The sequence below is a fragment of the Streptomyces polyrhachis genome, assembly GCF_042663125.1.
Lineage (GTDB): Bacteria > Actinomycetota > Actinomycetes > Streptomycetales > Streptomycetaceae > Streptomyces > Streptomyces polyrhachii.
This window is the reverse complement of record NZ_JBHSZO010000036.1, coordinates 40,470-59,266: the sequence shown is the minus strand read 5'-3', so window position 1 is coordinate 59,266 and position 18,797 is coordinate 40,470. Positions and strand designations below refer to the sequence as shown.

Genomic DNA, 18,797 nt, shown 5'->3' with positions numbered 1-18,797 from the left:
GCCGCTGCGCCCGCGCTTCGCGCGGACGACGGGGGTTCGGCAACAGCCTCTCAGAAGGCGGGAACCCCGTCGCGGGTCAGCTTCCAGTCCACCGAGGCGAACTCCGTCTGCGTGATCGCGCCCTTGGCCTTCACCCAGGCGATCATCGTGTTGCGGATCTCGTCGGAGTTCGCCCAGACCTTCTCCGCCTTCGCCACGTGCGGGAAGTTGCCGCCGCCGTTGGCGCGGTAGTTGTTCACCGCCAGCACGAAGCGCGCCGCGTCGTCCAGCGGGGCGCCCTGGAAGGTGACGTTCCTGATCCGCGAGCCGGCCGGCTGGGCGATGTCGATCTCGTACGAGATGCCGCTGACCACGTCGTAGTTGTAGTCCGGCGTGCCACCCGCGTTGGTGATCTTCGCGGTGTCCAAGGCGTCCCCGGCGGCCGTCTGGACGTAGTAGCGCGCGGAGAACTCCAGGTAGTCCCGGATCTGCGCACCGGTGAGGATGCGCGCCTCCAGGGTGTTCTCGAAGACGTACAGCCCCGCCACGTCGCGGATGGTGACCTGCCCGGCCGGGATGAGGGCGCTGCGCGAGAAGCAGGCCGCCTGCGACAGGACGGGCAGCGCCGCGTGCGCCGTGCCGGCGAGGGCCTCGCGGACCGCCGCGACCTGGATGTGGTTGATCAGGTCGATGATCGCGACGTCCTTCCAGGGCGCCTCGGCCGAGCGCATCTCGGCGTCGTTGGTGCCGATGACCTGGTTGACGTACTCCACGACCTTCGTGTGCTCGTCGGAGAGCAGCCCCACGATCGCCGGGTCCTCGGCGACGGTGTTGGAGTTCAGCACCGAGGCGCCGACGTGCGCGACCTTCCAGGCGCCGCGCACCCACTCCAGCTCGAAGTCGAAGAGGGTCAGGCGCTGGCCCCACTTCAGCGGCTCGGACAGGACGACCTCCTTGCCGGTCTTCTTGTTGGCGACGCGGTACTCGGGGATCTCGGTGTGCGCGTGGCCGACCAGGATCGCGTCGATGCCCGCCACCTGCTCGGCGACCAGGGCGGCGGCGTTCTCGATGTACGGCAGCGCGTCACCGTAGGAGGAGGTGCCGCTGGAGCCGGAGTGCGCGGAGACGATGACGACGTCGGCGCCCATGGAGCGCAGCCGGGGCACGTAGTACGCGGCCTGCTCCTCCAGCCCGGGAAAGACCATCCTGCCCTCGACGTTGGCCTTGTCCCAGATGGCGATGCCCGGGTTGGTGAGCCCGAGCACGGCGACCTTGACGTCGCGGCCCAGCGGGGTGCGCAAAACGTGCATCGAGTACGGGGGGAAGGCCGGCTTGAGCGTCTTGGCGTCCAGCGCGTTGGCGCCGAGCAGCGGGAACTCGCACTGCTCCTCGAACCTGCGCAGCACCGGGATGCCGTAGTTGAACTCGTGGTTGCCCAGCGCCGCCGCGTCGTAGCCGATCCTGTTCATGGCCTGCGCCATCGGGTGGACCGGGCCGCCCTTGGCGGTGATCGGGTCGACCTTGGCGTAGTAGTACGACAGCTGGGTGCCCTGGATGGTGTCGCCGGCGTCGATGAGCAGGGTGTTGGCGGCGCCCTTCGCCTCGCGGACCTGGTTGACCAGCGTGGATATCTTCGCCAGGCCGACGTCGTTGTTCGCCTTGTCGGTGAACTCGGCGTCGGTGAAGTAGTCCCAGTTGAAGACGTTGCCGTGCAGGTCGGTGGTGCCCATCACCGTGAACCTGTACGTCTTGGCGCCCGTCGCGGCGGGAGCGGCCGCGGCGACCTCGGGCACGGCGGACACGGCCAGTCCGACGCCGGCCGAAGCGGCGGCGGAGCGGGCCAGGAAGGTACGGCGGTTGAGCGGCATGGAGGTGGATCCCCTCGACGATTCCACGGTGAACTTACGCGCGTAGATTCTGCCTACCCCGCCCGCCGTGCACCAGATGCGCCCGGTTGCGATCAGGTGAAGACGACATCCGATCGCGCGGCCGGGGGGCCATAGCACGAAGGACTTTACGTGGTCCAGACCTATTGACGATTGGTCCAGACCTTCCCTACGCTCCCCCGTAATGCGGTGAGCATGACAGCGCGACGACGACGCTCACCGGGCGACGCAGGTCCCAACCCCCCATCACCGGACCTCACTCGAGGAGCACCCTTGAGATCCCCCAGCGCTACCAAGAGACCCTTCCGCCCCTTCCGCCCCTTCCGCCCCTTCCTCCGCGGCGGCCGTATCGGCGCCCTGCTCGCGGCCCTCCTGCTCCCCCTCACGGCCCTGGTCGTCCTCGCGCCCGCCGCGCAGGCGGCCGGCGCCACCGCGACCTACACCAAGGTCCAGGACTGGGGCACCGGCTTCGAGGGCAAGTGGACGGTGAAGAACACCGGCACCACGGGCATCAGCAGCTGGACCGTGTCCTGGACCTTCCCCGCGGGCACCTCGGTGGCCTCCGCCTGGGACGCGGACGTGACCGGCTCGGGCACCACCTGGACGGCCCGCAACAAGTCCTGGAACGGCACCCTGTCCCCCGGCGCCTCGGTCAGCTTCGGCTTCAACGGCGCGGGCCCCGGCTCCCCTTCGGGCTGTACGGTCAACGGCGCGGCCTGCGACGGCAGCGGCGGCGGCCAGCCCGGCGACAACCCGCCCACCGCCCCCGGCACCCCGGCCGCCTCGAACGTGACCGACACCTCGGTGACGCTGAACTGGACGGCGGCCACCGACGACCACGGCGTGCGGAACTACGACGTGCTCCGCGACGGCGCCGTTGTCGCCACCGTCACCGGCACCTCCCACACCAGCACCGGCCTGAGCGCCGGCAGCACCTACAGCTACACGGTCCGCGCCCGCGACACCGCCGACCAGCTCGGCCCGCCCAGCGGCGCGCGCTCGGTGACCACCACCGGCGGGGGCGGCGGGGAGCCGCCGCCCGGCGGGGCCGGCAAGACCAGCCTGGGCTACTTCACCGAGTGGGGCGTCTACGGGCGCAACTACCACGTCAAGAACCTGGTGACCTCCGGCTCCGCGGCGAAGATCACGCACATCAACTACGCCTTCGGCAACGTGAAGAACGGCCAGTGCGTGCTGGACGACGCCTACGCCGCCACCGACAAGGCGTACACCGCCGACCAGAGCGTGGACGGCGTCGCGGACACCTGGGACCAGCCGCTGCGCGGCAACTTCAACCAGCTGCTGAAGCTGAAGCGGGCGTACCCGCACATCAAGATCCTGTACTCCTTCGGCGGCTGGACCTACTCCGGCGGCTTCGGCCAGGCGGCGGCCAACCCGGCGGCCTTCGCCCAGTCCTGCCACGACGTGGTCTTCAACCCCAAGTGGGCGGGCCTGTTCGACGGCATCGACATCGACTGGGAGTACCCCAACGCCTGCGGTCTGAGCTGCGACAGCTCCGGCTTCTCCTCCTTCAAGTCGCTGATGCAGGCGCTGCGTTCGAAGTTCGCCGGCAAGCTCGTCACCGCGGCGATCACGGCGGACGGCACCTCGGGCGGCAAGATCGACGCAGCGGACTACGGCGGCGCGGCGGCGTCCGTGGACTGGTACAACGTGATGACGTACGACTACTTCGGCGCCTGGGCGAACACCGGCCCCACCGCCCCCCACTCCCCGCTGACCTCCTACCCGGGCATCCCGATCGCGGGCTTCCACTCCGACGCGGCGATCCAGAAGCTCAAGGGCAAGGGCGTCCCCGCGGCCAAGCTCCTGCTGGGCATCGGCTTCTACGGCCGCGGCTGGACCGGCGTCACCCAGTCCGCCCCCGGCGGCTCGGCGACGGGGCCGGCGCCCGGGACGTACGAGCAGGGCATCGAGGACTACAAGGTCCTGCGGTCCACGTGTCCCGCGACGGGCACGGCGGCGGGGACGGCGTACGCCAAGTGCGGGTCGAACTGGTGGAGTTACGACACCCCGGCCACGATCGCGGGCAAGATGTCCTACGCCCGCTCGCAGGGGCTCGGCGGGGCGTTCTTCTGGGAGTTCAGCGGCGACACGCCTGGCGGCGAACTCGCGTCCGCGATCCGCGCGGGCCTGGGCTGACGCCCTGACGGGGGCCCGGCTCCCCGGCGTCGCCCCCGCGGCGCCGGGCCCCCGTACCACCGGTCACTCCCCGCTCCGGGGGCTCCGCCCCCGACCCCCCGAATCGGCGCTCCGCGCCTCTGGCCTCAAACGCCGGCCAGGCTGTCATCGGTGCTACGCACCTCGGCCTCAAACGCCGGCCAGGCTGGAATGGCGCTACGCGCCATGGCCTCAAACGCCGGCCGGGCTTGGAGTAGACCCAAGCCCACCCCCACCCGAACCGACGTCGAGGCCAAACCACGCAGCACCACCAAAGCCCGTGCGGCGTTTGAGCACAAGGCGCGCAGCGCCGATAGAGCCCGGCCGGCGTTTGAGGCCGAGGCGCGAAGCGCCGACAAAGCCCGTGCGGCGTTTGAGCACAAGGCGCGAAGCGCCGATAGAGCCCGGCCGGCGTTTGAGGCCGAGGCGCGAAGCGCCGACAAAGCCCGTGCGGCGTTTGAGCACGAGGCGCGCAGCGCCGATGGAGCCCGGCCGGCGTTTGAGGCCAGAGGCGCGGAGCGCCGATTCGGGGGGTCGGGGGCGGAGCCCCCGGAGCGGGAGGTGACCCGCGGTGGAGGAAAGCAACCCCCGGTCGATCAGGCCACGTTCACCCGCTGGCCGGGAGGTGCCGCCTCCAACCACGCCAGAAACCCGGTGAGCGCATCCTCCGACATCGCCAGTTCGAGCCGCTCCCCCCCGCAGCGACACACCAGCACCACCGCGTCGGACAGGAGCGCAAGCTCCTCCTCCCCCTCGGGAGCCCGCCGCGCCAGCACCTCGATCGCGTCGCGCGCCAGCACCCGCCGGGGCCGGGGCGAGTAGGAGAAGACCCGGAACCACTCGATCGCGTCCCCGGAGTAGCGGGCGACCCCGTAGGCCCACCCCTTGCCGTCCTCCTCCTTGACGACCGCCCCCCGCGACTCGCCCCCCTCCGCAGGCTCGGGGGCGACCCGCAGGCTGCAGTCGAACGTGCCGCCCGCCCGCTGGATCAACCGCCGCCGCAGCCCGAAGGCGAACAGCCCGGCCAGCGCGAGCACCACCAGACATCCGATCAGCACCAGAGCGAGGACCATGTCCATCGACCTCCTCGCCTCTCCCGCACCGCGAACACGAACACGAACACGGACAGCGGGGCCCGCTGTCCGAACCTGCCCTTGCATCGCCTCAGCCGCGGGCCGCTCCCACCGACGAAAGTCGAGCAGGAGCGGCCCGCGGCTGAGGGCCGTACTTCTACCGCTACCGCGTCACAGGGGCGAGCCCCCGCACCGCGCAGCGACTACCGGTCACCCGCCACAGCGGCGAGCCGGACCTCGGCGCGCCGCTGCGCGTGCGCGTCGTCGTCCGCCTTCGCCCGCTCCAGCGCCCGCTGTGCGCGGTCGACGTCGACCTCGTCGGAAAGCTCGGCGATCTCCGCCAGCAGCGAGAGCTTGTTGTCGGCGAAGGAGACGAAGCCGCCGTGCGCGGCGGCCACGACCGTTCCCGACCCGCTCTCGCCCGTGGTGCGGATCGTCACCGGGCCGGACTCCAGCACGCCGAGCAGCGGCTGGTGCCCCGGCATGATGCCGATGTCACCGGACGGGGTGCGCGCGACGACCAAGGAGGCCTGACCGGACCAGACCTTGCGGTCCGCGGCGACCAACTCGACGTGCAGCTCAGCCACGATGGCTCCTCAACTGGGATTTCACAGAGAATATCTGGTTGGCGTCCCCGGTGGCGGCAGACTTGTGGTTCCTGCCTGCCGCCGCCGGGAGGGGCCGGGGCGTCAGCTGACGCCCAGCTCCTTGGCCTTCTTCTTGAGGTCGTCCAGGCCACCGCACATGAAGAACGCCTGCTCGGGGAAGTGGTCGTAGTCACCGTTGGCGATCGCGTTGAACGCCGTGATGGTCTCGTCCAGCGGCACGTCCGAGCCGTCGACACCCGTGAACTGCTTGGCAGCGTGGGTGTTCTGCGACAGGAAGCGCTCGATGCGGCGGGCGCGGGAGACGACCAGCTTGTCCTCCTCGGACAGCTCGTCGATACCCAGGATCGCGATGATGTCCTGCAGGTCCTTGTACTTCTGCAGGATCCCCTTGACGCGGATCGCGCAGTCGTAGTGCTCCTGCGAGATGTAGCGCGGGTCCAGGACTCGCGAGGTGGAGTCCAGCGGGTCCACCGCGGGGTAGATGCCCTTCTCCGAGATCGGCCGGGAGAGCACCGTCGTCGCGTCGAGGTGCGCGAAGGTGGTCGCCGGAGCCGGGTCGGTCAGGTCGTCCGCGGGGACGTAGATCGCCTGCATCGAGGTGATGGAGTGACCGCGGGTCGAGGTGATGCGCTCCTGGAGGAGACCCATCTCGTCGGCCAGGTTGGGCTGGTAGCCCACCGCGGAGGGCATCCGGCCGAGCAGCGTGGAGACCTCGGAACCGGCCTGGGTGAAGCGGAAGATGTTGTCGATGAAGAACAGCACGTCCTGCTTCTGCACATCGCGGAAGTACTCCGCCATGGTCAGACCGGCCAGCGCGACCCGCAGACGGGTGCCCGGCGGCTCGTCCATCTGACCGAAGACCAGGGCGGTCTGCGGCAGCACGCCCGACTCGGTCATCTCCGCGATGAGGTCGTTGCCCTCACGGGTACGCTCACCGACGCCGGCGAAGACCGACACACCCTCGTGCAGCTTCGCCACACGCATGATCATTTCCTGGATCAGCACGGTCTTGCCGACACCGGCACCACCGAACAGACCGATCTTTCCGCCCTTGACGTACGGGGTGAGAAGGTCGACGACCTTCAGGCCCGTCTCGAACATCTCGGTCCGGGGCTCCAGGTCCTTGAACGCGGGAGCCTTGCGGTGGATCGGCCAGCGCTCCTTGATCTCGGAGTCCGCGACGTCGTCGTTGAGGATCTCGCCGAGGGTGTTGAAGACCCGGCCCTTGGTGACGTCGCCGACGGGCACGGTGATGCCCTCGCCGGTGTCGCGCACCGGGTTCTGGCGGACCAGACCGTCGGTGGGCTGCATCGAGATGGCGCGGACCAGACCCTCACCGAGGTGCTGTGCGACCTCGAGCGTCAGGGTCTTGGTCTTGCCGTCCTCGGTCGGGTCGGCGACCTCGGTCTTGAGCGCGTTGTAGATCTCCGGCATCGCGTCGACGGGGAACTCCACGTCGACAACCGGGCCGATGACCCGCGCGACCCGGCCGGTCGCCGCGGCGGCCTCGGCGGGCTTGGGCTTCGTGGCAGTGGTCATGATTAGCGGTCACTCCCCGCGGTTGCGTCGGCCAGGGCGTTGGCGCCTCCGACGATCTCGCTGATTTCCTGGGTGATTTCGGCCTGGCGGGCCGCGTTGGCAAGCCGCGTGAGCGACTTGATGAGGTCCTCCGCGTTGTCGGTCGCCGACTTCATCGCCCGGCGGCGGGCCGCGTGCTCGGAAGCGGCGGACTGCAGCATCGCGTTGTAGATCCGGCTCTCGACGTACCGCGGGAGCAGCGCGTCGAGCACCGCCTCCGTGGAGGGCTCGAAGTCGTAGAGGGCGTGGTACTGCCCCTCCTTGGCCTGCTCGAAGACCTCCGCGTCCTCGGCGTTCTTGTCGAGGGAGAGCGGCAGCAGGCGCTTGTCCACGGCGGTCTGCGTCATCATCGAGTGGAACTCGGTGAAGACGATGTGGATCTCGTCGACGCCGCCCTCCGAGGTCTCCTTGGAGAGGGCCTCGATCAGCGGTGCGGCGATCTTCTTCGCGTCCGCGTAGGTCGGGCTGTCGGAGAACCCCGTCCACGACTGCGCGATCGGCTTCTCGCGGAAGTTGTAGTACGAGACACCCTTGCGGCCGACGATGTAGTTCTCGACGGCCTTGCCCTCGCCGGTCAGCTTGGCGGAAAGGCGCTCCGCCTGCTTGATGGCGTTGGAGGAGTACCCCCCGGCCAGGCCGCGGTCGCTCGTGATGAGCAGGACCGCGGCGCGGACGGGCTGGTCGGCTTCGGTGGTCAGCGGGTGCTTGGTGTCAGAGCCCGAAGCCACCGCTGCCACCGCGTGGGTGAGCTCGGTCGCGTAGGGGGTGGAGGCCGCCACCTGCCGCTGCGCCTTGATGACGCGGGAGGCGGCGATCATCTCCATCGCCTTGGTGATCTTCTTGGTCGCAGTGACGGAGCGGATCCGCCGCTTGTAGACCCGAAGCTGGGCTCCCATGCTCAGCCCTCGCCCAGCAGCTTGCCGTCCGAGGTCTCGAACTGGGGCTTGAAGGCGTCCACGGCCTCTTCCATGGCCTGGAGCGTCTCGGGCTTCATCTTGCCGCCCTCGACGATCGTGGTCATCAGGCCCTTGTGGTCGCGGTGCAGGTAGTCCAGCAGCTCGCGCTCGAAGCGGCGGATGTCGGCAACGGGGACGTCGTCCATCTTGCCGTTCGTGCCGGCCCACACGGAGACGACCTCGTCCTCGACCGGGTAGGGGTCGTACTGCGGCTGCTTCATCAGCTCCATCATGCGCTGACCGCGCTCGAGCTGGGCCTTGGAGGCCGCGTCGAGGTCGGAGCCGAAGGCGGCGAACGCCTCCAGCTCGCGGAACTGCGCGAGGTTCAGCTTCAGCGGGCCGGCGACCTGCTTCATCGCCGGGTGCTGGGCCGCGCCACCGACACGGGAGACCGAGATACCGACGTTCAGCGCCGGGCGCTGGCCCGAGTTGAACAGGTCGGACTCCAGGAAGCACTGGCCGTCGGTGATGGAGATGACGTTGGTCGGGATGTACGCCGAGACGTCGTTGGCCTTGGTCTCGATGATCGGCAGACCGGTCATCGAGCCGCCGCCCAGCTCGTCGGAGAGCTTCGCGCAGCGCTCCAGCAGGCGGGAGTGCAGGTAGAAGACGTCACCCGGGTAGGCCTCGCGCCCCGGCGGGCGGCGCAGCAGCAGGGAGACGGAGCGGTAGGCCTCGGCCTGCTTGGACAGGTCGTCGAAGATGATCAGGACGTGCTTGCCCTGGTACATCCACTGCTGGCCGATGGCGGAACCGGTGTACGGGGCCAGGTACTTGAAGCCCGCCGGGTCCGACGCCGGGGCGGCGACGATGGTCGTGTACTCCAGCGCGTCGTTGTCGGCGAGGGCCTGGCGCACACCGGCGATGGTGGAGCCCTTCTGGCCGATCGCGACGTAGATGCAGCGGACCTGCTTCTCCGGGTCACCGGAGCGCCAGTTGTCCTTCTGGTTGATGATCGTGTCGATCGCCAGGGCGGTCTTGCCCGTCTGGCGGTCGCCGATGATCAGCTGACGCTGGCCGCGGCCGATCGGCGTCATGGAGTCGACGGCCTTGTAACCGGTGGCCATCGGCTCGTGCACCGACTTGCGCTGCATGACCGTGGGGGCCTGCAGTTCGAGGGCGCGGCGGCCCTCGATGCCGGTGATCTCGCCGAGGCCGTCGATCGGGGTGCCGAGCGGGTCGACGACCCGGCCCAGGTAGCCCTCGCCGACCGGCACGGAGAGGACCTCTCCGGTGCGGGTGACCGGCTGGCCCTCCTCGATGCCGCTGAACTCGCCGAGGACGACCGCACCGATCTCGCGCTCCTCGAGGTTCAGGGCGAGACCGAGGGTCCCGTCCTCGAACTTCAGCAGCTCGTTGGCCATGACCGAGGGAAGACCCTCGACCTTCGCGATGCCGTCCATCGCCTGCGAGACCTTGCCGACCTCCTCGCGCGAGGCCGCGTCCGGCTTGTACGCCTGGACATGGCTCTCCAGCGCGTCCCGGATCTCCTCCGGCCGGATCGTGAGCTCCGCCATCTGGGTTCCCTGCTCTCCTTGTTGGGCCCGTAAGTCTGTCTTTGGGGGGCTGGGGGTCGCCCCCCAATTCAGGCAGTCGGCCCCACCAGGGCCGTACCTCTTCTTCTGGTCTTCAGGTCGTCCCGACCGCCGGCCGAGGCCGGTGTCAGCCGGCCATCCGCCGTGCCGCGTCTTCCAGGCGCTCGGCGACGGAGCCGTTGATGACCTCGTCACCGACCCGGACCTCGATCCCGCCGATCACAGCGGGGTCCACGTCCAGGTTGAGGTGCATACCGCGTCCGTACACCCGGGTCAGCAGCGCGCTCAGGCGCTCCTTCTGGGTGTCGCTCAGCGGCACCGCGGAGACGACGACCGCGACCATCCGGTTGCGGCGCTCGGCGGCCAGCTTGGAGAGGGACTCCAGGCCCGCCTCCAGGCCGCGGCCGCGCGGGGCGCTCACCAGACGGGCGATCAGCCGCTCGGTCACCGGGTCGGCCTTGCCGTCCAGCAGCTTCCTGATCAGCTGGGACTTGGCCGCCGGGGAGCCGGCGCGGTCGGTCAGCGCGGCGCGCAGGCCCTTGTTGTCGGCGACGATCCGGCCGAACCGGAACAGCTCGTCCTCGACCTCGTCGAGCTTGCCCGCCCGCTGGGCGGCGGTCAGGTCAGCGGTGTCGGCGAGCTCTTCGAGCCCGTCGACGAGGTCACGCGAGGCGGACCAGCGCGAGCGGACCATGCCGGAGACGAGGTCGAGTGCCTCGCCGCCGATCTGGCTGCCCAGCACGCGGGTGACCAGCTCGGCCTTGGCCTCGCCGGGCTGCGCCGGGTCGGTGAGGACCCGTCGCAGCGACACCTCGCGGTCGAGCAGCGCGGTGACGGCGGCCAGCTCGTCGGCGAGCTTCGCCGCGTCGACCGACGTGTTGTCGGTCAGTGCGTCGAGTCGCTCCCGGGCGGCGGCCAGTGCCTCGCGGCTCGCTCCGTTCATCGCGCGGCCCCGGTCTCGCTCTCGGCGCCGGCGACGGCCTTCGCCTCAAGGTCGTCCAGGAAGCGGTCGATGACGCGGGACTGGCGGGAGTAGTCCTCCAGGGACTCCCCGACCAGCTTGCCGGCCAGGGTCACCGCGAGCTGGCCCACGTCCTGGCGCAGGGCCAGGGAGGCGGCCCGCTGGTCGGCCGTGATCTGGGTGTGCCCGGCGGCGATGATCTCGTCGCGCTGGCGGACGCCCTCGGAGCGCAGCTCGGTCTTGATGAGCTCGCCCTCCTCGCGCGCCTTCTCACGGATCCGGTTGGCCTCACGCTGGGCCTCGGCGAGCTGCTCCTTGTACTGCCGCAGCGTCTCCTCGGCCTCGATCTGGGCCGCCTCGGCCTTCTCCATCCCGCCTTCGATGGCGGCGTGCCGCTCGTCGAGCACCTTGTTGATGTTCGGCAGCAGCTTCTTGGCCAGCAGGCCGAAGACGATGAGGAAGGCGATCAGGCCAATGACGAGTTCCGGCATCGGCGGAACGAGGGGGTTCATCTTCTCCTCGCTCGCCAGGTACTGGAGGTTCAGCACGTCTGTGCCTTTCGTCGGAAGAGGCAGTATCAGTAGACGAACGGCATCACGATGCCGATAAGGGCGAGCGCCTCACAGAAGGCGAAGCCCAGGATCATGTTGGTGCGGATCAGGCCGACGGCCTCAGGCTGACGGGCCATGGCCTGGACGCCGTTACCGAAGATGTAGCCGATGCCGACGCCGGGGCCGATCGCGGCGAGGCCGTAGCCGATCGCACCGATGTTGCCTTCGACGGCGGCGAGGGTCTCCATGGCAGCCATTGGGATCTTCCTTCTCTTCATCTTCACCGGTGGGGGTTGGCCACCGGACGCGTGTGGGGCAGAGGTGAGCTGTGCGCTCAGGGGATCAGTGCGACTCTTCGAGGGCACCGGAGATGTACGTGGCGGAGAGCACCACGAAGACGTAGGCCTGGACCGCCTGGATGAACAGCTCGAAGGCGATCATCACGCAGACCAGGATGAACGAGACGGGCGCGTAGACGAAGCCCAGGCCGTTCAGGAAGAAGTAGGTGGCCACGGTGAACATGACCAGCAGCAGGTGGCCGGCGAACATGTTGGCGAAGAGCCGGACCGCGTGGGTGAAGGGGCGCACCAGGACGTTCGAGAAGAACTCGATGACCATGACCAGCGGGAGGACCGCGCCGAGTTCCTTGTTGTAGCCCGTGAGGTTCTTCAGGCCGCCGACGAAGCCGTGGCGCTTGAAGGTCAGGCTCATCCAGGTCACGTAGACCATGAGCGCGAGGCCGGCGGGGAAGGCGATGATCGAGGTCACCGGGAACTGGGCGAGCGGGATGATCGACCAGAGGTTCATCACCCAGACGAAGAAGAAGAGCGCCACCATGAAGGGGACGTACTTCTGGCCCTCCTTCTTGCCCATCGTCTCGTAGACGATGCCCTTGCGGACGAAGTCGTAGCCGGCCTCGCCGATCATCTGGACCTTGCCCGGGACGATCTTCGGCTTGGCGAACGCCGCCCAGAAGAAGCCGCACACGATCAGGGTGGTGATGATCGCCAGCAGCATCGGCTTGTTGAAGTCGAAGCCGCCGACGGAGAAGATCGGCTTGAAGATGAAGGAGTGCAGGCCCGGGGCCTGGAATCCGCAACCGCCGTCGACGAAGATCTTGCAGCTCGTGTCAAAAGCGAGCGTGGTGGAGTCGGCACTCACCGGCGAGCTCCTTCGGTCTGGCGCATCTGTACGGCATCCTCAAGGTGTCGGCGCGGCGCGGGGCCGCGGGTCGGCACTGGACTGGGCTTGAACTGCTGACTGGACAGCTGACCGGAGGTCGCGCTCTGCGCGACGCGTCCGGCGGGCTTGGGGACTGCTCTCAAGCCCTCTCCGAACATCAGCGTGGCATCGGGACGATAGCAGTCCCGGGGGCGGGTCTTCGCACCGGCCCTCATCAGTGCGCTCCCGTCTGCTTGTTCCCCCGGTCGGCGCCCTTCGCGGAGGGGCTCTCGGAGGAGGGGTCGGCGGAGCCGGCGAGGGGGGGCGTGCTGCTCTCCGGCTCGACGTAGAGGATCTTCGCCTTGAGGTAGCCGCGGCCCATGGCCGCGATCCACACCAGGGACGTGCCGAGCACGGTGAGCCCGAAGGCCCTGGTGTCGAAGAGGTCGGTGTCCTTGAACACGGCCAGTACGACGCCGAGCAGGAGCAGCTGGAGCACGTAGGTGACCATGCCCACGCCCATGATGAGCTCGGGGTGCTTGCGCGTGATGCGCTGGAGTACGTACAGGCCGAGCCCGAAGAAGAACAGCACCACCAGCGTGGCCGCCGCGGCGCCGATCGCGCCCTTGCCGCCCGCTGCCAGTGAACTGATGATCACGGCGACGAGGCCCGCGAGGGCGGTCGGGATGGCGGCGCCGCGGAGCATCCGGGCGTCGTTGACCTGCATGTAGCAATCTCCGGCGGGGAGTCGGGAGTAACTGGTCGTCGTTGACGAGCGTATCCCCGGGGCGTAGCCGCCGCGTGTGCGGCCAGAGCGTCGGAGAACCGTCGCACTACGGTCCTTCGGCTCATCACCGGGTTCTCGTGAACGGTATCACAAAGTCTTTGACCCTAGCTTTACCCAATGAGTGTGGTAGCCGTCACACGGGCGCAGTAAGAGGCGTGTCGTAGGCGGGTGATGGGCGCGAAACCGTGCTATCGGGGCGCGGGCGGGTCAGGACCCGGGCCGGCGCCACCGGCCGCGCTCGCCCACCGCGGTGGCGCCGACCAGCACCCGCTCGCCCTCCTCGGCCCGTACGGCGGGCTGCCGGAGGGTCGCGCGGGGGGCGGGGCGGCGGTACCTCGGCGGGACGAAGCGCTGGGCCCACGCGGGCACGCGGGGGCGGTAGTTGGGCAGCAGCAGCACCAGCATCCCGGCCGCGCTCAGCCCGACGACGACCGAGAGGATCCACACCTGGTCGAACTGCACGGAGAAGGCCACCATGCCGAAGGCCACCAGCGCCGCCCCGAAGTACATGAGCAGCACGGCCCGCATGTAGGAGTGGCCCATCTCCAGCAGCCGGTGGTGCAGATGGCCCCGGTCGGCGGCGAACGGGGACTGGCCCTTCCAGGTCCGCCGGACCACGGCCAGCACCAGGTCCGCGATCGGGACCATCAGGATCGTCAGCGGGAGCACCAGCGGGATGAACACCGGCACCGTGGCCTTGACCGTCTCCTTCTCGCTGCCGTCGAAGAAGATCCCGATGGCGTCCGGATCGACCTGCCCCGTGATGGAGATCGCGCCCGCGGCCAGGGTGAGGCCCAGCAGCATCGAGCCGGAGTCGCCCATGAAGATCCGGGCCGGGTGCATGTTGTGCGGCAGGAAGCCCAGGCACATGCCCAGCAGGATCGCGGAGAACAGGGCGGCGGGGGCGGCGGCCTCGATGCCGTAGCCGTACCAGATCCGGTAGGCGTAGAGGAAGAAGGCCGCGGCGGCGATGGCGATCATGCCGGCCGCGAGGCCGTCGAGGCCGTCGACGAAGTTCACGGCGTTGATCGAGATGACGACCAGGGCGACGGTCAGCAGCGTGCCCTGCATGGGCGTGAGGATGACGTTGCCCACGGTCGGGATCGGCAGCCACAGGACCGTCAGGCCCTGCAGCACCATCACACCGGCGGCGACCATCTGCACGCCCAGCTTGACCAGGGCGTCCACGCCCCATTTGTCGTCCAGCACGCCGAGGATCCAGATGATGGCGGCACCGGAGAGCAGGGCGCGGGGCTCGTTCAGCTCGAAGACGAACTTGAAGGCGTCCAGCCTGGAGGCGACCAGCAGCGCCGCGCACATCCCGCCGAACATCGCGATGCCGCCGAGGCGGGGGGTGGGCTCGCGGTGGACGTCGCGGTCGCGGATCTCGGGCATGGCACCGGCCGCGATGGCGAACTTCCGCACCGGGCCCGTCAGGAGATACGTGACGGCGGCCGCGATGAACAGCGTCAGCAGAAATTCACGCACAGGGTGCCCCACGGGTTCCGATAGCCGATCCAGCCCCACACCTTAGCCGCTCGCCCCGGGGGGCTCTCCCGCCCGGGGTGCGACTGTTCCCCACCTGTGAAGACCCGTGCGGGCGCCTCCTGGTTGCACACGCCGCCCCCACGCGGGCGCGCGGCTAGCCGACGGTGTGCGCGGGGACGCCGGTCAGCGCCGTCACCACCGGGTCCAGGGCCAGGTGGATCTCCTCGCCGACGGCGCGGAAGTAGCTGAGGGGCGCTCCGTACGGGTCCCCCACCTCGTCCGCCTCCACACTCGGCGCCAGCAGCCAGCCGCGCAGCGCGGCGGCGGCCCGTACCAGGGCGGCGGCGCGGGCCACGGCGCCCTCCTGCGGCGGGGGCAGGGTGGCGGCGTCTATCGCCCGTACCAGCCGGGCGAACTCCTTCAGCGTGAAGGTGCGCAGTCCGGCGGAGTGGCCCATGGAGATCACCTGGGCCCGGTGGTCGCGGGTGGCGGTGAGCACGAGGTCGGCCTCGATCACGTGCTCGTCGCGCAGCTCACGGCCGGTGAAGCCGGCCGGCTCGGCGCCCAGCTCCGCCAGGACGGTCGCCGCGTGGGCCTCCATCCGCGCGCCCTCGTGGCCCCAGGTCCCCGCGGACTCCACGAGGAGGTCCGCTGCCGCGGCGCCCAGCCGCACGTCCAGGGCATGGCGGGTCAGCCGCTCGGTGATCGGTGAGCGGCAGACGTTGCCCGTGCTGACGTGGAGGATGCGGAAGGAGCCGTCGCCACGCCCGTAGGGGGAGGTCAACGAGTCGTTCCTTGCGCGGCGGTGTCGGGTGCGGACGGGTGGGCGGGAGTACGGGCGCGGTGGGGGCGGCGGGGGCAGCGGGGGCTCGTCACGGGGCCACCTCGAGATCGGGGACGACCTCGCGCAGCTGCTCGGCGCTGAGCGCTCCGGCGCGCAGCAGCACGGGCGTCCTGCCGGTGACGTCCACGATGGAGGAGGGGATGTTGCGGGGGGTGCGGCCGCCGTCGAGGTAGACGGAGACGGAGTCGCCGAGCATGTCGAGCGCCTCGTCGCAGTCCTGCGGCGCCGGGTGGCCGGTGAGGTTGGCGCTGGAGACGCCCATCGGGCCGACCTCGGTGAGCAGTTCGATGGCCACCGGGTGCAGGGGCATCCGGATCGCGACCGTGCCGCGGGTGTCGCCCAGGTCCCAGGTGAGGGACGGCTGGTGCCTGGCGACGATGGTGAGCGGGCCGGGCCAGAAGGCGTCGACCAGCTCCCAGGCCGCCTCGGAGAGGTCGGTGACCAGGCCGTGCAGGGTGTTCGGGGAGCCGACCAGCACCGGCGTGGGCATGGACCGCCCGCGGCCCTTGGCCTCCAGCAGGGAGGCGACGCCCTCGATGCTGAAGGCGTCGGCGCCGATGCCGTACACCGTGTCGGTGGGCAGGACGACCAGTTCGCCGCGGCGGACGGCGGACGCGGCCTCGCGCAGCCCGGTCTTGCGGTCGGTGGGATCGCCGCAGTCGTAGCGCCGTGCCATGGACGAAAACCTCCTCGTGCGGTGCGTTGCGGTGGGGGCTGTGGTTCTTGCTGCCCGTGTGTGCTGGGGTATCTGGTGGGTTCTGCCGGGGTTCTACCGGGTGCTTCGGCCGCCGCCCGCGCGGGACGGCGGGGGTGCGCTCAGCGTGCCACGCGGCGGGCGGTGGCGAACCTGGGTCTGTTGTTGAGGTCCGGGTGGTCCGCCGCGTCGGCCCAGCCGCGCTCCTCGGTGAAGATCCACGGGACCTGGCCGCCCTGGGTGTCCGCGTGCTCGACCACCACGACCCCGCCGGGGCGCAGCAGCCGGTTGGCGGTGCGCTCGATGCCGCGGATGCAGTCCAGGCCGTCCTCGCCGGAGAAGAGCGCGAGCTGCGGGTCGTGGTCGCGGGCCTCGGGGGCGACGTACTCCCATTCGGTCAGCGGGATGTACGGCGGGTTGCTGACGACCAGGTCGACCTGGCCGTTGAGCTCGGGCAGCGCGGTGTGCGCGTCGCCGGCGTGCAGCCGCACCCGGCTGCCCTCGACGTTCCTGCGGGTCCACTTCAGGGCGCCCTCGTCCAGCTCGACCGCGTGCACGCGCGAGCGCGGCACCTCCTGGGCCAGGGCCAGGGCGATGGCGCCGGAGCCGGAGCACAGGTCGACGATGAGCGGCTCGACCACGTCCATGGCGCGCACGGCGTCTATCGCCCAGCCGACCACGGACTCCGTCTCGGGGCGGGGCACGAAGACGCCGGGGCCGACGTGCAGCTCCAGGTAGCGGAAGTAGGCCAGGCCCGTGATGTGCTGGAGCGGCTCGCGGGCCTCGCGCCGGGCGACGGCCTCCCAGTAGCGGGCGTCGAACTCGCTGTCGGCCACCTGGTGCAGCTGGCCGCGCTTGACCCCGTGCACCCAGGCGGCCAGCTCCTCCGCGTCGTGGCGCGGCGAGGGCACTCCGGCGTCGGCCAGCCGCTGGGTGGCCTGCGCCACCTCGGCGAGCAGCACGCTGCGGGCCCCGGCGGGGCGGCCCCCGGTCTCAAGCGGCACTGTCGAGCCCTCCGTCGTTCCTGACCGTACGCGTCACTGGGCGGAGGCGAGCTTGGCCGCCGCGTCCGCGTCCACGCACGCCTGGATCATCGGGTCCAGGTCCCCGTCGAGGACCTGGTCGAGGTTGTACGCCTTGAAGCCGACCCGGTGGTCGGAGATGCGGTTCTCCGGGTAGTTGTACGTCCGGATCTTCTCCGAGCGGTCCACCGTGCGGACCTGGCTGCGGCGGGCGTCGGCCGCCTCCTGCTCCGCGGCCTCCTGCGCGGCGGCGAGCAGCCTGGAGCGAAGGATACGCATCGCCTGCTCCTTGTTCTGCAGCTGGCTCTTCTCGTTCTGGCAGGAGGCCACGACGCCGGTGGGCAGGTGCGTGATGCGCACCGCGGAGTCGGTGGTGTTGACCGACTGGCCGCCGGGGCCGGAGGAGCGGTAGACGTCGATGCGCAGGTCGTTGGGGTTGATCTCCACGTCGATCTCCTCGGCCTCGGGCGTGACGAGCACGCCGGCGGCGGAGGTGTGGATCCGGCCCTGGGACTCGGTGGCCGGCACCCGCTGGACGCGGTGCACGCCGCCCTCGTACTTCAGCCGCGCCCAGACGCCCTGGCCGGGCTCCAGCGCGCCCTGGCCGCCCTTGGTCTTCACGGCGACCTGGACGTCCTTGTAGCCGCCCAGCTCGGACTCGGTGGCGTCGATCAGCTCGGTCTTCCAGCCCACGCGCTCGGCGTAGCGCAGGTACATCCGCAGCAGGTCGCCGGCGAAGAGGGCCGACTCGTCGCCGCCCGCGCCCGCCTTGATCTCCAGCAGGACGTCCTTGTCGTCGTTGGGGTCGCGCGGGACGAGCAGCATGCGCAGCTTCTCCGTCAGCACCTCGCGCTGCTTCTCCAGCACCTTGACCTCGGCGGCGAACTCCGGATCGTCGGCGGACAGCTCCCTGGCGGTGTCGATGTCCTCGCCGGTCTGCTTCCAGTGGCGGTACGTGCCCACGATCGGCGTCAGCTCGGCGTAGCGCTTGTTCAGGCGCATCGCCTCGCGCTGGTCGCCGTGGACCGCGGGGTCGGCGAGGCGGCGCTCGAGATCGGCGTGTTCGGCGGTCAGCTCTTCGACGGCCTCGAACATCTGCGGGCTCCAGGGAGAGGGGCGGCGGGGGCCGCGTACAGCGCGGGCGGGAAGCGGGGCGGGACCGAAAAGGCGCCGGTCCGCGAGCCCGTCGTGGGACGGGGACGCGGAGCCGGCGCCTGCGGGCTCGCTACTTCGCGGCGGCCTTCTTGCCGAAGCGGGCCTCGAAGCGGGCCACGCGGCCACCGGTGTCGAGGATCTTCTGCTTGCCGGTGTAGAACGGGTGGCACTCGGAGCAGACCTCGGCCCGGATGGAGCCGGAGGGCAGAGTGCTACGGGTGGTGAACGAGGCCCCGCAGGTGCAGCTGACCTGGGTCTCGACGTACTCCGGGTGGATGTCGCGCTTCAAGGGATTCTCCTGGGTTGGATGGAGGGCTCCGGGTCGCTGCGGCGGGGTGCCG

General features: G+C 70.2%; 18 protein-coding genes. 1 reads left to right on the top strand and 17 read right to left on the bottom strand.

Going from position 1 to position 18,797, the window contains the following annotated elements; all coding sequences use genetic code 11:
- Positions 1-50 precede the first annotated feature (50 nt).
- The gene (locus tag ACFQLX_RS20735; protein WP_386417318.1) at positions 51-1,847 is read right to left on the bottom strand and encodes a bifunctional metallophosphatase/5'-nucleotidase; all 1,797 of its coding nucleotides are present in this window, start codon (positions 1,845-1,847) and stop codon (positions 51-53) included.
- Between the two features lie 213 nt (positions 1,848-2,060).
- Here ACFQLX_RS20735 and ACFQLX_RS20730 point away from each other — a divergent pair, with 213 nt between their 5' ends.
- Positions 2,061-4,025, top strand: a complete 1,965-nt coding sequence (locus tag ACFQLX_RS20730) for a glycoside hydrolase family 18 chitinase (protein WP_386417325.1) — start codon at positions 2,061-2,063, stop codon at positions 4,023-4,025.
- A 614-nt stretch (positions 4,026-4,639) separates the two neighbouring features.
- Here the strand turns inward: ACFQLX_RS20730 and ACFQLX_RS20725 are convergent.
- From ACFQLX_RS20725 to rpmE, 16 genes are all read right to left on the bottom strand, one after another.
- Positions 4,640-5,116, bottom strand: coding sequence for a DUF2550 domain-containing protein (locus tag ACFQLX_RS20725; RefSeq protein ID WP_386417316.1), 477 nt, complete (start codon positions 5,114-5,116; stop codon positions 4,640-4,642).
- Between the two features lie 203 nt (positions 5,117-5,319).
- Positions 5,320-5,703 carry a F0F1 ATP synthase subunit epsilon gene (locus tag ACFQLX_RS20720; RefSeq protein WP_386417314.1) on the bottom strand — a complete coding sequence of 128 codons (384 nt, stop codon included), beginning with the start codon at positions 5,701-5,703 and terminating at the stop codon, positions 5,320-5,322.
- A gap of 102 nt (positions 5,704-5,805) precedes the next feature.
- Entirely contained in the window at positions 5,806-7,263 is a 1,458-nt protein-coding gene (atpD, locus tag ACFQLX_RS20715) for a F0F1 ATP synthase subunit beta (protein WP_386417312.1), read from the bottom strand.
- A gap of 2 nt (positions 7,264-7,265) precedes the next feature.
- Positions 7,266-8,198 carry a F0F1 ATP synthase subunit gamma gene (locus ACFQLX_RS20710; RefSeq protein ID WP_386417311.1) on the bottom strand — a complete coding sequence of 311 codons (933 nt, stop codon included), beginning with the start codon at positions 8,196-8,198 and terminating at the stop codon, positions 7,266-7,268.
- Positions 8,199-8,200: 2 nt separating this feature from the next.
- On the bottom strand, positions 8,201-9,775 hold the full coding sequence (atpA, locus tag ACFQLX_RS20705) for a F0F1 ATP synthase subunit alpha (RefSeq protein WP_386417309.1): 1,575 nt from the start codon (positions 9,773-9,775) through the stop codon (positions 8,201-8,203).
- A gap of 145 nt (positions 9,776-9,920) precedes the next feature.
- Positions 9,921-10,736 carry a F0F1 ATP synthase subunit delta gene (locus ACFQLX_RS20700; RefSeq protein ID WP_386417307.1) on the bottom strand — a complete coding sequence of 272 codons (816 nt, stop codon included), beginning with the start codon at positions 10,734-10,736 and terminating at the stop codon, positions 9,921-9,923.
- A complete protein-coding gene (locus ACFQLX_RS20695; RefSeq protein ID WP_386417323.1) occupies positions 10,733-11,299 on the bottom strand; it encodes a F0F1 ATP synthase subunit B in 567 nt (188 codons plus the stop codon). The genes ACFQLX_RS20700 and ACFQLX_RS20695 overlap by 4 nt, the downstream gene beginning before the upstream one ends.
- 32 nt (positions 11,300-11,331) lie before the next feature.
- The gene (gene atpE, locus ACFQLX_RS20690; protein ID WP_386417306.1) at positions 11,332-11,562 is read right to left on the bottom strand and encodes an ATP synthase F0 subunit C; all 231 of its coding nucleotides are present in this window, start codon (positions 11,560-11,562) and stop codon (positions 11,332-11,334) included.
- Positions 11,563-11,647: 85 nt separating this feature from the next.
- The gene (atpB, locus tag ACFQLX_RS20685) at positions 11,648-12,466 is read right to left on the bottom strand and encodes a F0F1 ATP synthase subunit A (protein WP_386417304.1); all 819 of its coding nucleotides are present in this window, start codon (positions 12,464-12,466) and stop codon (positions 11,648-11,650) included.
- Positions 12,467-12,701: 235 nt separating this feature from the next.
- On the bottom strand, positions 12,702-13,193 hold the full coding sequence (locus tag ACFQLX_RS20680) for a hypothetical protein (RefSeq protein WP_386417302.1): 492 nt from the start codon (positions 13,191-13,193) through the stop codon (positions 12,702-12,704).
- Between the two features lie 267 nt (positions 13,194-13,460).
- Complete coding sequence (locus tag ACFQLX_RS20675) at positions 13,461-14,741, bottom strand: MraY family glycosyltransferase (RefSeq protein ID WP_386417300.1); 1,281 nt, start codon at positions 14,739-14,741, stop codon at positions 13,461-13,463.
- A 154-nt stretch (positions 14,742-14,895) separates the two neighbouring features.
- A complete protein-coding gene (locus ACFQLX_RS20670) occupies positions 14,896-15,525 on the bottom strand; it encodes an arsenate reductase/protein-tyrosine-phosphatase family protein (RefSeq protein WP_386417298.1) in 630 nt (209 codons plus the stop codon).
- An 88-nt stretch (positions 15,526-15,613) separates the two neighbouring features.
- Positions 15,614-16,261, bottom strand: a complete 648-nt coding sequence (locus tag ACFQLX_RS20665; protein WP_386417296.1) for an L-threonylcarbamoyladenylate synthase — start codon at positions 16,259-16,261, stop codon at positions 15,614-15,616.
- 140 nt (positions 16,262-16,401) lie between these two features.
- Positions 16,402-17,283, bottom strand: a complete 882-nt coding sequence (gene prmC, locus ACFQLX_RS20660) for a peptide chain release factor N(5)-glutamine methyltransferase (protein ID WP_386417294.1) — start codon at positions 17,281-17,283, stop codon at positions 16,402-16,404.
- Between the two features lie 33 nt (positions 17,284-17,316).
- A complete protein-coding gene (gene prfA / locus ACFQLX_RS20655) occupies positions 17,317-18,396 on the bottom strand; it encodes a peptide chain release factor 1 (RefSeq protein ID WP_386417292.1) in 1,080 nt (359 codons plus the stop codon).
- A gap of 130 nt (positions 18,397-18,526) precedes the next feature.
- On the bottom strand, positions 18,527-18,745 hold the full coding sequence (rpmE, locus tag ACFQLX_RS20650; RefSeq protein WP_386417290.1) for a 50S ribosomal protein L31: 219 nt from the start codon (positions 18,743-18,745) through the stop codon (positions 18,527-18,529).
- Between the last annotated feature and the right edge of the window lie 52 nt (positions 18,746-18,797).

What these genes read in the sequence shown, in the direction of transcription:
- ACFQLX_RS20735 (WP_386417318.1), bottom strand. Translation starts at nt 1,847, where the DNA reads ATGCCGCTCAACCGCCGTACCTTCCTGGCCCGCTCCGCCGCCGCTTCG.
- ACFQLX_RS20730 (WP_386417325.1), top strand. Translation starts at nt 2,061, where the DNA reads ATGACAGCGCGACGACGACGCTCACCGGGCGACGCAGGTCCCAACCCC.
- ACFQLX_RS20725 (WP_386417316.1), bottom strand. Translation starts at nt 5,116, where the DNA reads ATGGTCCTCGCTCTGGTGCTGATCGGATGTCTGGTGGTGCTCGCGCTG.
- atpD (WP_386417312.1), bottom strand. Translation starts at nt 7,263, where the DNA reads ATGACCACTGCCACGAAGCCCAAGCCCGCCGAGGCCGCCGCGGCGACC.
- ACFQLX_RS20710 (WP_386417311.1), bottom strand. Translation starts at nt 8,198, where the DNA reads ATGGGAGCCCAGCTTCGGGTCTACAAGCGGCGGATCCGCTCCGTCACT.
- atpA (WP_386417309.1), bottom strand. Translation starts at nt 9,775, where the DNA reads ATGGCGGAGCTCACGATCCGGCCGGAGGAGATCCGGGACGCGCTGGAG.
- ACFQLX_RS20700 (WP_386417307.1), bottom strand. Translation starts at nt 10,736, where the DNA reads ATGAACGGAGCGAGCCGCGAGGCACTGGCCGCCGCCCGGGAGCGACTC.
- atpE (WP_386417306.1), bottom strand. Translation starts at nt 11,562, where the DNA reads ATGGCTGCCATGGAGACCCTCGCCGCCGTCGAAGGCAACATCGGTGCG.
- ACFQLX_RS20680 (WP_386417302.1), bottom strand. Translation starts at nt 13,193, where the DNA reads ATGCAGGTCAACGACGCCCGGATGCTCCGCGGCGCCGCCATCCCGACC.
- ACFQLX_RS20665 (WP_386417296.1), bottom strand. Translation starts at nt 16,261, where the DNA reads ATGGCACGGCGCTACGACTGCGGCGATCCCACCGACCGCAAGACCGGG.
- prfA (WP_386417292.1), bottom strand. Translation starts at nt 18,396, where the DNA reads ATGTTCGAGGCCGTCGAAGAGCTGACCGCCGAACACGCCGATCTCGAG.